A 14,655-nucleotide genomic window follows, 5' to 3' on the forward strand; every position below is an offset into this window, starting at 1 on the left:
GATGCAAGCACCCTCCGTCGTATCCGCCAAGGATCTCTGTCTCACCTACCAGGCGAATGACGGCCCGGTGAATGCGCTGAGCGATGTCAATCTCGATGTCCGCAAGGGCGACTTCGTCTCTTTCATCGGCCCGTCCGGCTGCGGCAAGACGACTTTCCTGCGCGTCATCGCCGATCTCGAAAAGAGCACCTCCGGCGAAATCTCGATCAACGGCATGACGCCGGAAGAAGCCCGCAAGGCCCGTGCCTACGGCTATGTCTTCCAGGCGCCGGCGCTCCTGCCCTGGCGGGTCATCGAAGACAATATCGCCCTGCCGCTGGAGATTATGGGTTATCGTGGCGCTGATCGCACGCGGCGGATCGCCGAAGCGCTCGATCTTGTCGGCCTCTCCGGCTTCGAGAAGAAGTTCCCTTGGCAGCTTTCCGGCGGCATGCAACAGCGCGCCTCGATCGCCCGCGCGCTTGCCTTCGACGCTGACCTGCTGTTGATGGACGAACCCTTCGGCGCATTGGACGAGATCGTCCGCGACCATTTGAACGAAGAGCTGCTGAAACTCTGGGCGCGTACCAACAAGACGATCTGCTTCGTCACCCATTCCATCCCCGAGGCCGTCTATCTCTCCACCAAGATCGTGGTGATGTCGCCGCGCCCGGGCCGCGTCACCGATGTGATCGACTCGACGCTGCCGGCCGAACGCCCGCTCGATATCCGCGACACCCCGGAATTCCTGGAGATCGCCCATCGCGTTCGCGAAGGGCTGAGGACGGGGCATAGCCATGAGGTTTAGGCGGTTGAGTTCGAGGGGCTACGCATTCGACCTCAAATGGGGGCAGTCGCTATGAAACCCGACACCTTCAAAAACAAGATCGTTCCCGTCACCACCATCCTGCTCGTCCTCATCGCCATCTGGTATGTCGCCGCGGTCCTGATGAACGCGCCGTTCCAGCGCGACATGGACAGCCGCGCCGGGGTCGCACCGACGACGCTCGAATTCATCGGCAAGACGCTGGCGCAGCCGAAGCCGATCCTGCCGGCGCCGCACCAGGTGGCGCAGAACGTCTACGAGAATACCGTGCTGCGCAGCCTTTCGAGCAATCGCAGCCTCGTCTACCACAGCTGGGTGACACTCTCCTCCACCCTGCTCGGTTTCGGATTCGGTATGCTGCTCGGCATCCTTCTTGCGGTGCTGATCGTTCACAATCGCGCTATGGACCGATCGTTGATGCCCTGGCTTGTGGCGAGCCAGACCATTCCGATCCTTGCCATCGCGCCGATGATCGTCATCATCTCCTATAATGTGCTGACCGGCGACAATGCGCTGGCCCACCTCCTCAACCTCGATTCCGACGCCTCCCGTCTGGTCTCCAAGGCGCTGATCTCCACCTACCTCTCCTTCTTCCCTGTCGCCGTCGGCATGGTGAAGGGGTTGCGGTCGCCCGAGATCATGCATCTCGATCTGATGCGCACCTATTATGCGAGCCCAATACAGACTTTCTGGAAATTGCGTGTCCCTGCCTCGATCCCCTTCCTCTTCACCTCGATGAAGGTCGCGATTGCCGCAAGCCTGGTCGGCGCTATCGTCGGCGAGCTGCCGACCGGGGCCACCGCCGGCATCGGTTCGAAGCTGCTTGCCGGCTCCTATTACAGCCAGACTATCGATATCTGGGCGGCCTTGGTCGCCGGATCGCTGCTGGCGGGTATCCTGGTTGCAATCGTCGGCCTTGCCGCCAAGATCGTCGACCGCGCGATGGGTGGGAGGCCGGCATGAGACACCTGACCTTCTCCTGGCAGGGCGTGACCGCCCTCCTCCTCTGCCTTGCAGCGCTGATCACCCTGCCGCTGCTGGCCGAGGGGGCGGCACGGCCCTTCACCGACGGCACGGCGAGCCTCGTCTTCATCATCGTCGCCGCCGCCGCACTGCTGTCCTTCGCGCCACAGCCGCTGGCCTACCGCGCCACCGTGCTGTTCATCGGCGCCCATGGCGCCGCCTGGATGCTGCTGTCCGCTCTCTCCGGCAACGAGGGCATGGCGACGCGGGCTTTCTTCCTGCTGCTCTTCGCCTGCTGGCTGCTGGCTTGGCGATGCGTCACCGAGCTATCGAAACAGCAGCCCGTCACCGCCTTCGGCAAATCGGCGCTGCAACTGCTGATCCCGGCAATCTTCGGCGCCTGGATCCTCATCCTCTGGGAGGCGGCAACGCGCGGCGCCGGCATTCCCTTCATCATCCTACCGCCACCGAGCGCCATCGGCGCCCGTATCATGGCTTCCCTGCCGATCCTCGGCGACGACGTCAGACAGACCATCTTCAAGGCGGTATTGATCGGCTATATCATCGGCTGCCTTAGCGGCTTCATCGTCGCGGTGCTGGCCGATCGCGTCGCCTTCCTGCGCCGCGGCCTGCTGCCGATCGGCAATATGGTCTCAGCCCTGCCGATCATCGGCATCGCCCCCGTCATGGTCATGTGGTTCGGCTTCGACTGGCCGTCGAAGGCCGCAGTCGTCATCATCATGACCTTCTTCCCGATGCTGGTGAACACCGTCGCCGGCCTTGCCGCCTCCGGCAGCATGGAACGCGACCTGATGCGCACCTATGCCTCGAGCGACTGGCAGACGCTGCTGAAGCTCAAGCTTCCGGCTGCCATGCCATTCATTTTCAACGCACTGAAGATCAACTCGACGCTGGCGCTGATTGGTGCCATCGTTGCCGAATTCTTCGGGACGCCGATCGTCGGCATGGGCTTCCGCATCTCCACCGAGATCGGCCGCATGAATGTCGACATGGTTTGGGCGGAAATCGCCGTTGCGGCGATGGCCGGCTCGATTTTCTATGGCATCATCGCCCTGACGGAACGGGCGGTGACATTCTGGCATCCGTCTATCCGTGGTGGCTAGGCGCGCACGGGCCTCGCAAATGGGGTTCGGGCATAACTTCAGAGGGTAAGGAAAAGAAAATGAAAAAGTTGATGGTTGCAATGATGGCGAGCGCCATGACGCTGGCCGCCGCGCACGCGATGGCCGCCGACAAGGTCGTGCTGCAGTTGAAATGGGTGACGCAGGGCCAGTTCGGCGGTTACTACGTCGCTAAGGACAAGGGCTTCTACAAGGAAGAGGGCCTGGACGTCGACATTAAGCCGGGCGGTCCCGATATCGCCCCCGAGCAGGTGATCGCCGGCGGAGGCGCCGATGTGATCGTCGACTGGATGGGCGGCGCTCTCGTTGCCCGCGAAAAGGGTGTTCCGCTCGTCAACATCGCCCAGCCCTACCAGAAGTCGGGCCTGGAAATGATCTGCCGCAAGGACGGCCCTGTAAAAACCGAAGCCGACTTCAAGGGCCACACGCTCGGCGTTTGGTTCTTCGGCAACGAGTATCCCTTCTTCGCCTGGATGAACAAGCTTGGCCTCTCCACCGAAGGCGGCCCGAACGGCGTCACCGTGCTGAAGCAGAGCTTCGACGTGCAGCCGCTCGTCCAGAAGCAGGCCGACTGCATCTCCGTCATGACCTATAATGAATACTGGCAGGCGATCGATGCTGGCTTCAAGCCGGAGGAACTGACGGTCTTCAACTATACCGCGATGGGCAACGACCTCTTGGAAGACGGCCTCTACGCGATGGAAGACAAGCTGAAGGATCCGGCCTTCAAGGAGAAAATGGTCAAGTTCGTCCGCGCCTCGATGAAGGGCTGGAAATACGCGACCGAAAACCCTGATGAAGCTGCCGAGATCGTCATGGACAACGGCGGCCAGGACGAGAACCACCAGAAGCGCATGATGGGCGAAGTCGCCAAGCTCGTCGGCGACGGCTCCGGCAAGCTGGACGAAGCGCTCTATGCCCGCACAGCAAAGGCGCTGCTCGACCAGAAGATTATCAGCAAGGAGCCTTCGGGCGCCTGGACGCACGACATTACCGACGCTGCTTCCAAGTAATCGCGGCAACATTGCAGGGCGAACGCGCGGAGAAGGTCTCCGCGCGTTTCATATTTTTCCTGCTTTCATAAAAAAGCACCGGGCAGCTGTCGCATTTGTCGGGCGTCAAACGTCATTAGGGTAGAGCCAGGATCAATCATCGTCATGGTCGCATAACCCTTCGGTGATTGATTCAGGTTCTGATGGCAATTATTATCGGCTCATGGGGAATTGTTTTCTGCCGGGCTTGCATATCGAGCAAATCGATACCAATTAGAAGCCGATTTGCCGGCGAGGGATGAAGACGGCAATGATGTGCGGATACCCTTGAGAATGCAGGAAAGGCAGTGGCCTGGTCGCGAGCTGAAGGACAGACGCGCGAGTTCGGCCAACCTTACAAGATTGGACGACGACGCATGGCACGCAGGCCGAACCGATTTTTAGGCGCATCCACCCTTCTTGCAGCGGCATTGGCTGCATCCACCGCATTTTCGCAGGAAGCGCCGGTCGCAAAACCGCAGCAGAACCTGCCGGCGATCGTCGTTACCACGGCGACAAACCGCACTCTCGTCGACCGTGTCATCGGCACCGGAACGGTCAAGCCCGTCGAGGAGGTCTATATCCAACCGCAGGTCGAGGGACTGTCGATCCGCACGCTGAAAGCCGATGTTGGCGACAAGGTTCAGGCCGATAGCACGCTGGCGACCCTGAACGATGATGCGCTGGTATTAGAGAAAAGCCAGATGATGGCGACGAAGGCCAAAGGCGAGGCAAGCCTTGCTCAGCTGCGCGCCCAACTCATCGAAGCCCAGGCCAACGCCGAACAGGCCAGGCAGCAACAGGCCCGCGCTCAGGAAATGGGCAAGAAGGGCACCGTTTCCACCGCCCAGGTCGAACAGGCCGATGCGACCGCCGCCGCCGCCAATGCCCGCGTCGTTTCCGCCGAACAGGCGATCGAAGTCGCCGAAGCCGATCTCAAGGTCTTCGACAGCCAGATCGCCGATGCGGATCTGAAGCTTGCCCGCACTGACGTGAAGACGCCGGTCGCCGGCACGATCGCGGCCAAGAACGCCAAGGTCGGCGCCATTGCCGCCGGCAACGGCGATCCGCTGTTCACTCTCATCCGGGACGGCGATATCGAGCTTGTTGCCGAAGTCGCCGAAAGTGACATCGTCAGGATCATGGCCGGCCAGAAGGCGACGATTTCGCTGTCCGGCAGCCGCGAGAAGCTTTCCGGCGCCGTGCGCCTGGTGTCGCCGACCGTCGATCCCACCACCCGCCTTGGCCTCGTCCATATCTCCATCGACGATGACAGCAAGGCGCGCTCCGGCATGTATGGCAGCGCTGAAATCGTCGTGCGCGAGACACAAGGCGTATCGCTTCCCCTGACCGCGGTCCTGACGGGCAATGAAGGCTCATCGGCCCGCAAGGTCGAGGATGGTGTGGTAAAATTCGCCAAGATCGAGACCGGCATCCAGGACGGCGCCTATGTCGAGATCGTTCAGGGATTGAAGAGCGGCGATGAGGTCGTGGCCAAAGCGGGTGCTTATGTCCGCGACGGCGACCACATTACGCCGGTGCGTGAACAGCCCGCGGCTTCCAACTAAAGAGACCATTCGATGAATTTTTCAGCCTGGTCCATTCGAAACCCGATCGCGCCGCTGCTGGCCTTCTGCCTGTTGATATTCATCGGCATCCAGTCCTTCAACACGCTGCCGATCACCCGCTTCCCGAACATCGACGTGCCGTTGGTTTCGATCAGCGTGACGCAGAGCGGCGCTTCGCCGGCCGAACTGGAAATGCAGGTGACGAAGGAGATCGAAGACGCGATCGCCTCGATCACCGGCATCGACGAAATCCAGTCGACGGTGACCGACGGCAGCTCGCAGACCAACGTCATGTTCCGCATGGAAGTGCCGACGGAACAGGCCGTGCAGGACGTCAAAGATGCGATCGATCGCATCCGCAGCGATCTGCCGGCGACAGCCGAAACGCCGATCGTCACCAAAGTCGATGTCGAAGGTCAGGCAATCCAGACCTTCGCGGTGTCGTCGCCCGACATGTCGCTGGAAGAACTCTCCTGGTTCGTCGACGATACGATCAAGCGCGCGCTGCAGGGCCAGGCCGGCATCGGCCGCGTCGATCGCTACGGCGGCGCCGAGCGTGAAGTGCGCATCGAACTCACCCCCGCCAAGCTCGATGCCCATGGCATCACCGCCGCAAGCGTCAACCAGCAGCTGCGCGGCACCAACGTCGACCTCGGCTCCGGCCGCGGCCAGGTGGCGGGCAGCGAACAGGCGATCCGCGTTCTCGGCGACGCCCGCAATGTCGCAGAACTCGCCGACACGACGATCGCGCTGCCAAACGGCCGCTTCGTCAAGCTGTCCGACCTCGGCGTCATCAAGGACACCTATGAGGAGCCGAAATCCTTCTCGCGCTTCAACGACACGCCTGTTGTCACCTTCGGTGTCTTCCGTTCGAAGGGCGCCAGCGAGGTCAGCGTCGCCGAAACCGTGGCGCAGAGCCTCGACAAGGTCAGAGCCGATAACCCGAATGTGAAGATCGAGATGATCGACGATTCGGTTTATTTCACCTACGGCAATTACGAAGCCGCCATCCATACGCTGCTCGAAGGCGCGCTGCTCGCCGTCATCGTCGTCCTGCTCTTCCTCCGGAACTGGCGTGCGACGCTGATCTCGGCGATCGCCCTGCCGCTGTCGGCGATCCCGACCTTCTGGGTCATGGACATGATGGGCTTCTCGCTGAACCTCGTCAGCTTCCTTGCCTTAACGCTGGCAACCGGCATCCTCGTCGACGATGCGATCGTCGAAATCGAAAACATCGCCCGCCACATCAAGATGGGCAAGACGCCCTATCGGGCGGCGATCGAGGCGGCTGATGAAATCGGCCTCGCCGTCATCGCCACCACCTTCACGATCATCGCCGTCTTCGTGCCGGTTTCCTTCATGCCGGGCATTCCCGGCCAGTATTTTATCCAGTTTGGCCTGACGGTCGCTTTCTCCGTCTTCTTCTCGCTGATGGTGGCGCGCCTGATCACGCCGATGATGGCCGCCTATCTCATGCGCGCCGAGGATGGCGTTGACGACCATCATGACAATGACGGCCTGCTGATGAAGGGCTATACGCGCCTTGTCACCGGCACGACTCGCAAGTGGTATTGGCGTTATACGACGTTGATTGTGGCCCTCCTCTTCACGGTTGGTTCGGTCATATCGCTATTCATGTTCGTGCCAGGCAGCTTCCTGCCGCCGGAAGACGCCTCGCGTATCGTTCTCTCCGTCGAACTGCCGCCGAATGCGCGGCTTGACGACACCGAGAAGACGACCGATGCGATCTATGACAGGGTCAAGGACATCAACGGCGTCGAAAGCGTCTTCGTCCTCGGCGGCGCATCGCCGAAGGGCGAACTCGAACTGCGCCGCGCGACTATCACGCTCGCGCTCGACAAGCTCGACCAGTCGTTGGTCAAGAAGGTGGTCAACGACGTGCTTGGCCACATCCCGGTCATCGGCCCGATGCTGCCGAAGGTCGAAGTTCACGGCCGTGAACGTCCGCAATGGGACATTGAAAAGGAGGTCTTCGCCAAGCTGCGCGATATTCCCGACGTCCATATCCTCAAGCTCAACGACCGCGGCGAACGCGACCTCTCCTTCAACTTCCTTTCCAAGAACGAGAAGGACCTGAACGACGCTGTCGGCATCCTGGAATCCAAGCTTCGCGCCGATCCGTTGCTGGCAAACGTCAGCGCCGACGGCGCCCTGCCCCGTCCGGAACTGCAGGTCTACCCGCGCAAGGACGAGGCCGCCCGCCTCGGCATCACGCCGCAACAGATTTCCGAAACGATCCGCGTCGCCACCATCGGCGATGTCGATGCGGCCCTTGCCAAGATCTCGCTCGACGATCGCCAGATCCCGATCCGGGTGCAGGCAGCACTCGACATGCGCCGCGACCTCGCGGCCATCCGGGCGTTGAAGATCCAGACCGCCAGCGGCGGCACCGTTCCGCTCGCAAGCGTCGCCAATATCGACTATTCGGAAGGCGTAAGCTCGATCAAGCGCAACAACCGCAACCGCGTCGTCGCGATCGGCTCCGACCTGCCGCAGGGCGTGGCGCTCGACACGGCCTCGGCCCGCTTCCGCGAGATCGTCAAGGCCGCCAACATTCCGGCCTCCGTCCACCTTGCCGAAAGCGGCGATACCAAGGTTCAGACCGAGATGCAGCAGAGCTTCGTCAACGCCATGTTGATGGGTCTTCTGCTGGTGCTGACGGTGCTGATCCTGCTCTTCAAGGACGTGATCCAGCCCTTCACCATCCTGTTCTCGCTGCCGCTTGCCATCGGTGGCGTCGCGGCGGCTCTGATCATCACCAGCAATCCGCTGTCGATGCCGGTCATGATCGGCATTCTGATGCTGATGGGGATCGTCACCAAGAACGCCATCCTGCTCGTCGATTTTGCGATCGAGATGCGCCATCAGGGCATGGCCCGTGTCGAGGCCATGGTCGAAGCCGGCCGCAAGCGTGCCCGGCCGATCATCATGACTTCGATCGCCATGTCGGCGGGCATGCTGCCGTCGGCGCTCGGTGTCGGCGAAGGTGGCTCGTTCCGCGCGCCGATGGCAATCGCCGTGATCGGCGGCATCATCGTCTCGACGGTGCTCTCTCTCGTCGTCGTGCCGTCCTTCTTCCTGATCATGGACGACCTGTCCCGCCTGCTCGGCTGGATGTTCGGCCGCCTGGTCGGCCGGAAGGACGAGGAGGACCTGCCGCTGTCGCGCGAGGATCTCACTCGCGTTGCCCGCGAGAACCGCAGCGACATCGATGCGCTGGACGAGCGCCTGACCGCGATCGAAAAGCCGGAAGGCAAGCGCAAAAACGCCAAAGGCAACGACACCAACGTTCTGCGGCTGCCGCCCTTCGCAGCGGAATAAGCCAAATCCAGACAATGAAACGGGCCGGGAGATTACTCCCGGCCCGTTCGTTTTGTCGTTCTTGCCGCCGTCAGTGAGATCGATCTGCCGCGGCAGATTCAACCAGTCAGAGCCCGCCCTGCTCTCTGAGGAAACTGACGATCGAATTGATGCCGTCGCCGCGCTTCATGTCGGAAAAGACGAAGGGGCGTGAGGCGCGCATGCGCGTCGCGTCCCGGTCCATCACCTCGAGATCGGCGCCGACATGAGGCGCCAGGTCCTTCTTGTTGATGACGAGCAGGTCCGAGCGGGTGATGCCGGGCCCGCCCTTGCGCGGGATTTCCTCGCCCTGGCAGACGGAGATGACATAGATGGTGATGTCGGCGAGATCGGGCGAAAAGGTCGCCGCCAGATTGTCACCGCCGGACTCGATGAAGACGACGTCGAGATCGGGAAAGCGTTCGTTCAGGCCGGCGATTGCCTGAAGATTGATCGTCGCATCCTCTCGAATGGCAGTGTGCGGGCAGCCGCCGGTCTCCACGCCGACGATGCGGTCGGACGGCAAAGCCTGCATCCGTACCAGCGCCTCGGCATCCTCGGTCGTATAGATGTCGTTGGTGACGACGGCGACCGAATAATCGTCGCGCATCGCCTTGCAGAGCTTTTCCGTCAGCGCCGTTTTGCCCGAGCCGACCGGCCCGCCAATGCCGACACGCAGGGGTCCGTTTCTTGATTTCATGTATTTCACTCCAATCGAACCGGATGATAGCGATGGCGGCGGCGCGCGCCACCGTCAAATGACGCAGTTTTTGCGGTTAATTGACGTCCTCACGAGCGAAACAACCGCGTCGTCTGAGTCTCGTGGCGCAGGCTGGCGATATCGGCCTGCACGGTGGCCGAGCCGAGCTCGTCGAGTGTCGACGCTGCCGCCCGCCGGGCAACCTCCACGATATGCTCTTCAAGGCCGGCCAGCACGGCAACGCCGTCCCGCTGCCCGGCGACGCCAAGACGGATGCCTGACGAAACCGCTTGCGAGGCATAGGCGTGCAAGAAGGCCACGAGCACTTTCTCAAGCCCTATGCCGTGCGCGCCCGCAACCGCTCCGACGGCGACAGGATAAGCGGTCTTGCCGGGAAGCCTCTCGAACACTTCATCCGGCCAGGCCCGCGCGGCCGCGACAAAGGCATCACCGAGCAGCATGGTTTCCTGGTGGCGCTCACGCGACCCGGCAAGGGCCTCGGCGAGAGCGGTGATCTCGGCAAGGAACGCGGGGCTCGGCTGTTGCCTGTGGCTCTCAGCCAGCAGCACCGCGTCGTTCCAGACCGAACCATGGCTGATCAATGTGGCGATCCAGGCGGCAAGCGAGGCGGCATCGATGACGAGCCCATCGGCCGTCGCCCGTTCCAGCCCGCCCGAATAGGCAAAACCACCAATCGGAAAGGCCGGCGAGAGCCACGCCGTCAGGCGCAGCAAGGCCTGCAACTCGCGATCCCCGGTCATTGTGCTTCAATCGTGCTTGTGGCCGTGATGATGCCCGTGGTCATGATCGTGGTCGCAGTTATGATCATGCTGGTGGTCATGGCCGTGTGCGTGACCGTGATCATGATCATGGTTGTGACCGTGGTCATGAGCGGCATGACCATGATCATGGGCGGCATGACCGTGATCATGCGAATGCCCGCCATGGGAATGATAGGCGCCGCGCGCAGGCTGGAAGGGCTCATTGATCTCAAGAACCGTGGCGCCGAGCCCCTGCAGCATGTTGCGGATGACATGATCGCGCAGGATGACGATGCGGTCCTCCTCGATCTGGGCGGCAAGATGACGGTTGCCGAGATGCCAGGCGAGCTCAACGAGATGCGTGCGGTCGCGTCCGCGAATTTCGAAGAGCTTCTCGTCGGCAGCCAGAATCTCGATCAGTTCCCCATCTTCGCGCACCAGCAGGTCGCCATTGGCGAAGAGCACCGGGTCCTTGAGATCGAGCATGACCATCTCGCCATTTTCCAGATGCAGCAGCTTGCGGCGCAGATGGCGCAGATCGTGCGGCAGCTTGACCTGGGCGGTCGGATGGGAGGACGGGGTACCGGCGGGAAGATAGGAAGTGACGCGCTGCATGATAGGTCCGTTTGCTGAGACGAGCACGCAAAATAGCCTTTCCCGGCGCAAGCACCAATGGCCTTTTGCTCAGGTCAGGACTTTTATATCCCGTAAGCCTGCATCACGTTGTCGCTCTCAGCGCCCCTGCCCTTGGCATCGAAGCCGTTATCGGCGAGCCCGTGCCAGGCGTGATGCAGGCCTTCCCTTTCGTGCACGACGCGATTGCGCCCGAGCGCCTTGGCGAGATAGAGTGCCCGGTCCGCCGAGGCATACACCGCCTGCTTGCTGCGCCCGGCAGCGAGATCAGCAACGCCGCCGGAAACGGTGATGCGGATATCGTGCCCGTCGGCCGCGATAGCGCCGCTTGCGATCCGGGCTCGCACCCCTTCGATGCGCTTCAGCCGCGCCTCCAGCTCGCCGGAGACGATGACGCCAAACTCCTCCCCACCCAACCGTGCAACGACGGACATTTCGTCGAAAGCGGATCTGAGCACGGCCGAGACCGCGGTGATGACGGCATCGCCGCAGGCGTGGCCGAAACGGTCGTTGATCGCTTTGAACCGGTCGACGTCGAAAATGACAAGCGAGGCATTATCCTCGGCTTTGTCGAGCGCCTCCGTGAAGGCGCGGCGGTTCAACAGCCCGGAGAGCGTATCCGTGCGGCTGAGCTTTTCGAACTCCGCCCGCGAAAGCGTCAGCTCATGCATGGTAAACCCAGCGGCCAGCGACAGCATGCCGCAAACTGTGCCGCCGACAAGCCAGGAAAAAACGGCGCCGAAGCCGATCGCATGCGAAAGGGTCATCGGCAGCAGCCCGAAAAAACCGAGCGGCGGTATCGTCAGCGCGAGGATGACGCCCGAGAGAATGACAGCAACAAAGCTCATCCTCAGCGCAAAGAGATAGACGTTCCTGCGATATTGAAAATCGCCGAAACCGGCCTGCAGCGACATCCAGCTTCTCATGAGAATCGACCTTCCTGCCCGGCGTTGCACGGCATTGATAAGAGCCCAATTGCTGCGGGTGTCTTAATCAACTCGTTAAAATTCGAGCGGCTTTTGACGATTTGTCGGAATGATTTTTTCTAGCAGGGGATGCAAACATTGATCCCTGAATTGGACAGGATTGCTGAACAACCATGCTATTGCAGAACAACTTTATCTGGGAAAAATAAGCATCTGCTCCAGAATGGCCTACCTGTGGAAAACCTGGGCTCTACAATAGATTTCTACAACCAGATGGAGAGTAGCGTTCACAATTCCGTTTACATGCGCACTGGTCGGCAGCTGCATCAATTGTAGACACCAGCAGATAATCGCAGTGATTGTGGGAGCGGATTCCATAAGCCGGTTCGAAGCCCGGCCGAGCGGAGTGCTGCGGCAGTCCAGGTGTTGCAGCCGAAGAGAGCATTGAAATAGCCCTTGGCCTCGAAGAACCGGTCAATCTTGCCGTACCCTGCGTTTGAGATCACCTTCACTTCGCTCGCTTCGCGGACAAAGCTGTCCGAGATGAAGCGACGCAGCCGCGCCAGTTGTTCGTCATTGATATCGAATGCCGTCACGGCCGACTGCGGCTCGGTGATATGGCCGGCGAGATCCACATGCAGCACCGAACGGTCGATCGTCAGAGCCCGTAGTACCGGCAGCGGCTTCAGGTCCGCCCAAGTGGGCGTTTCCAGATAGAAGGCGCGGCCGCCCCAGCCGACGACGAGCCATTCCGCGTTCGGATGGCCGAGCGGAAAGCCGGGATCGTCGAGGAAGGAAAAGGCGGCCCGCGTTTCCTCGTCGAGCGGAATGGCGATATCGGTATGGATCGGTCCCGACAGAAGCAGAATCCGATGGGTCGCCGCCGAGGACGACGCCTTGACCGGGGCGATCAGCGGCCGGGGAATGAAGGTTCCGCCCGCTGCCAGAGCAATGAGCAGGACCGTGATCCGCAACAGCCAGCGGATGCCTGATTTCATCGGAACCGTCCAGAGCGCATGGATGATCAGGCCTAAAACAGGAAATAGCGCTGCGCCATCGGCAGCACCGTCGCCGGCTCGCAGGTCAGCAGTTCACCATTCGCCCTGACTTCATAGGTCTCCGGATCGACTTCGATCTCCGGCGTCAGGTCGTTATGGATCATCGATGCCTTGGAGATGCCGCCGCGCGTATTCTTCACCGCCACCAGTTCCTTGGCGACGCCGAGCCGGCCCTTCAGGCCGGCATCGAGCGAAGCCTGGCTGACGAAGGTGACGGAGGAATTGGTGAGGCTCTTGCCGTAGGAGGCAAACATTGGCCGGTAGTGCACCGGCTGCGGTGTCGGGATCGAGGCGTTCGGATCGCCCATCGGCGCTGCCGCGATCGAGCCGCCGAGCAGCACCATGTCGGGCTTCACGCCGAAGAAGGCCGGATTCCACAGCACGAGGTCGGCGCGCTTGCCGATCTCGACCGAGCCGATCTCATGGCTGAGGCCATGGGCGATCGCCGGATTGATCGTGTATTTTGCGATGTAGCGGCGAACGCGGAAGTTGTCGTTGTCGCCCTTTTCTTCTTTCAGCCGGCCGCGTTGGCGCTTCATCTTGTCGGCCGTCTGCCAGGTGCGGATCGCCACCTCGCCGACGCGGCCCATGGCCTGGCTGTCGGACGAGATGATCGAGAAGGCGCCGATATCGTGCAGGATATCTTCAGCGGCGATCGTCTCCTTGCGGATGCGGCTTTCCGCAAAGGCGATATCCTCGGGGATCGACGGTGACAAATGATGGCAGACCATCAGCATGTCGAGATGCTCGGCAATCGTATTGACCGTATAGGGCCGCGTCGGATTGGTCGACGACGGTATGACGTTCGGCTGGCCGCAGATCTTGATGATGTCGGGTGCGTGCCCGCCACCCGCCCCTTCGGTGTGGAAGGCATGGATGGTGCGGCCCTTGATGGCGCCGATTGTATCCTCGACGAAGCCGCTTTCGTTCAACGTATCGGTGTGGATCATCACCTGCACGTCATAGTCGTCGGCGACCGACAGGCAGCAGTCGATGGCGCCGGGCGTCGTGCCCCAGTCCTCATGCAGCTTGAGCGAGGTGGCGCCGGCAAGCACCATTTCGGTCAAAGCCCCCGGCAGCGAGGCATTGCCCTTGCCGGCAAAAGCGAGGTTCATCGGGAAAGCATCGGCCGCCTCGATCATGCGGGCGATATGCCAGGGGCCGGGCGTGCAGGTGGTGGCAAGCGTGCCGTGCGCAGGACCCGTGCCGCCGCCGAGCATGCAGGTCATGCCCGACATCAGCGCTTCCTCGATCTGCTGCGGCGCGATGAAGTGGATATGGCTGTCCATGCCGCCAGCGGTCACAATCTTCCCCTCGCCGGCGATCGCCTCTGTGCCCGGGCCGACGATTATGTTGACGCCTGGCTGCATATCGGGATTGCCTGCCTTGCCGATCGCAGCGATGCGCCCGTTCTTGAGGCCGATATCGGCCTTGTAGATACCGGAATGATCGACGATCACCGCATTGGTGATGACGGTATCGACCGCGCCGTCCGCCCGCGTCACCTGGCTCTGGCCCATGCCATCGCGGATCACCTTGCCGCCGCCGAACTTCACCTCCTCGCCATAGGTGGTGAAATCCTTCTCGATCTCGATGAAGAGCTCCGTATCGGCAAGGCGCACCTTGTCGCCGGTGGTCGGTCCGAACATGCCGGCATAGGCGGCGCGCGAGATCTTATAGGGCATCCATCAGGCTCCGTAGGAGGAAG

At 61.7% G+C, this 14,655-nt stretch carries 12 protein-coding genes; 6 read left to right on the forward strand and 6 right to left on the reverse strand.

Translation table 11 applies throughout. From position 1 onward, the window contains the following. Position 1: 1 nt before the first annotated feature. The 6 genes from AMC88_RS17035 (at position 2) to AMC88_RS17060 (ending at position 8,851) form a co-directional block, all read left to right on the forward strand. Positions 2 to 787, forward strand: coding sequence for an ABC transporter ATP-binding protein (locus AMC88_RS17035; RefSeq protein WP_004673032.1), 786 nt, complete (start codon positions 2 to 4; stop codon positions 785 to 787). Between the two features lie 51 nt (positions 788 to 838). After that, complete coding sequence (locus AMC88_RS17040) at positions 839 to 1,768, forward strand: ABC transporter permease (RefSeq protein ID WP_012484960.1); 930 nt, start codon at positions 839 to 841, stop codon at positions 1,766 to 1,768. Further along, complete coding sequence (locus AMC88_RS17045) at positions 1,765 to 2,892, forward strand: ABC transporter permease (RefSeq protein WP_012484961.1); 1,128 nt, start codon at positions 1,765 to 1,767, stop codon at positions 2,890 to 2,892. Before AMC88_RS17040 ends, AMC88_RS17045 begins: the two co-directional genes overlap by 4 nt. Before the next feature lie 59 nt (positions 2,893 to 2,951). Beyond that, a complete protein-coding gene (locus AMC88_RS17050; protein WP_004673998.1) occupies positions 2,952 to 3,923 on the forward strand; it encodes an ABC transporter substrate-binding protein in 972 nt (323 codons plus the stop codon). Positions 3,924 to 4,318: 395 nt separating this feature from the next. Continuing rightward, positions 4,319 to 5,509 carry an efflux RND transporter periplasmic adaptor subunit gene (locus AMC88_RS17055; protein ID WP_012484962.1) on the forward strand — a complete coding sequence of 397 codons (1,191 nt, stop codon included), beginning with the start codon at positions 4,319 to 4,321 and terminating at the stop codon, positions 5,507 to 5,509. Positions 5,510 to 5,521: 12 nt separating this feature from the next. Then, complete coding sequence (locus AMC88_RS17060) at positions 5,522 to 8,851, forward strand: efflux RND transporter permease subunit (RefSeq protein WP_012484963.1); 3,330 nt, start codon at positions 5,522 to 5,524, stop codon at positions 8,849 to 8,851. Between the two features lie 106 nt (positions 8,852 to 8,957). Here AMC88_RS17060 and ureG read toward each other — a convergent pair whose 3' ends face one another. From ureG to ureC, 6 genes are all read right to left on the reverse strand, one after another. Continuing rightward, positions 8,958 to 9,569 carry an urease accessory protein UreG gene (ureG, locus tag AMC88_RS17065; RefSeq protein ID WP_012484964.1) on the reverse strand — a complete coding sequence of 204 codons (612 nt, stop codon included), beginning with the start codon at positions 9,567 to 9,569 and terminating at the stop codon, positions 8,958 to 8,960. Between the two features lie 89 nt (positions 9,570 to 9,658). Then, entirely contained in the window at positions 9,659 to 10,330 is a 672-nt protein-coding gene (locus AMC88_RS17070; protein WP_012484965.1) for an urease accessory protein UreF, read from the reverse strand. 6 nt (positions 10,331 to 10,336) lie between these two features. Further along, on the reverse strand, positions 10,337 to 10,945 hold the full coding sequence (gene ureE, locus AMC88_RS17075) for an urease accessory protein UreE (RefSeq protein WP_012484966.1): 609 nt from the start codon (positions 10,943 to 10,945) through the stop codon (positions 10,337 to 10,339). A gap of 83 nt (positions 10,946 to 11,028) precedes the next feature. Further along, positions 11,029 to 11,889: a GGDEF domain-containing protein gene (locus AMC88_RS17080; RefSeq protein WP_041683753.1), complete on the reverse strand. Its 861-nt coding sequence runs from the start codon at positions 11,887 to 11,889 to the stop codon at positions 11,029 to 11,031. A gap of 326 nt (positions 11,890 to 12,215) precedes the next feature. Continuing rightward, positions 12,216 to 12,887 carry a TIGR02117 family protein gene (locus tag AMC88_RS17085; protein WP_012484968.1) on the reverse strand — a complete coding sequence of 224 codons (672 nt, stop codon included), beginning with the start codon at positions 12,885 to 12,887 and terminating at the stop codon, positions 12,216 to 12,218. Between the two features lie 32 nt (positions 12,888 to 12,919). Beyond that, positions 12,920 to 14,632 carry an urease subunit alpha gene (gene ureC, locus AMC88_RS17090; RefSeq protein WP_012484969.1) on the reverse strand — a complete coding sequence of 571 codons (1,713 nt, stop codon included), beginning with the start codon at positions 14,630 to 14,632 and terminating at the stop codon, positions 12,920 to 12,922. Between the last annotated feature and the right edge of the window lie 23 nt (positions 14,633 to 14,655).

Origin of the sequence: Rhizobium phaseoli, from assembly GCF_001664385.1 — a bacterium.
GTDB lineage: Bacteria > Pseudomonadota > Alphaproteobacteria > Rhizobiales > Rhizobiaceae > Rhizobium > Rhizobium phaseoli.

Excerpts from the sequence above, each read along its gene's own strand:
- AMC88_RS17060 (WP_012484963.1), top strand. The coding sequence starts at position 5,522 with ATGAATTTTTCAGCCTGGTCCATTCGAAACCCGATCGCGCCGCTGCTG.
- ureG (WP_012484964.1), bottom strand. The coding sequence starts at position 9,569 with ATGAAATCAAGAAACGGACCCCTGCGTGTCGGCATTGGCGGGCCGGTC.
- AMC88_RS17085 (WP_012484968.1), bottom strand. The coding sequence starts at position 12,887 with ATGAAATCAGGCATCCGCTGGCTGTTGCGGATCACGGTCCTGCTCATT.
- AMC88_RS17050 (WP_004673998.1), top strand. The coding sequence starts at position 2,952 with ATGAAAAAGTTGATGGTTGCAATGATGGCGAGCGCCATGACGCTGGCC.
- AMC88_RS17040 (WP_012484960.1), top strand. The coding sequence starts at position 839 with ATGAAACCCGACACCTTCAAAAACAAGATCGTTCCCGTCACCACCATC.
- ureE (WP_012484966.1), bottom strand. The coding sequence starts at position 10,945 with ATGCAGCGCGTCACTTCCTATCTTCCCGCCGGTACCCCGTCCTCCCAT.
- AMC88_RS17080 (WP_041683753.1), bottom strand. The coding sequence starts at position 11,889 with ATGAGAAGCTGGATGTCGCTGCAGGCCGGTTTCGGCGATTTTCAATAT.
- AMC88_RS17070 (WP_012484965.1), bottom strand. The coding sequence starts at position 10,330 with ATGACCGGGGATCGCGAGTTGCAGGCCTTGCTGCGCCTGACGGCGTGG.
- AMC88_RS17055 (WP_012484962.1), top strand. The coding sequence starts at position 4,319 with ATGGCACGCAGGCCGAACCGATTTTTAGGCGCATCCACCCTTCTTGCA.
- ureC (WP_012484969.1), bottom strand. The coding sequence starts at position 14,632 with ATGCCCTATAAGATCTCGCGCGCCGCCTATGCCGGCATGTTCGGACCG.
- AMC88_RS17035 (WP_004673032.1), top strand. The coding sequence starts at position 2 with ATGCAAGCACCCTCCGTCGTATCCGCCAAGGATCTCTGTCTCACCTAC.
- AMC88_RS17045 (WP_012484961.1), top strand. The coding sequence starts at position 1,765 with ATGAGACACCTGACCTTCTCCTGGCAGGGCGTGACCGCCCTCCTCCTC.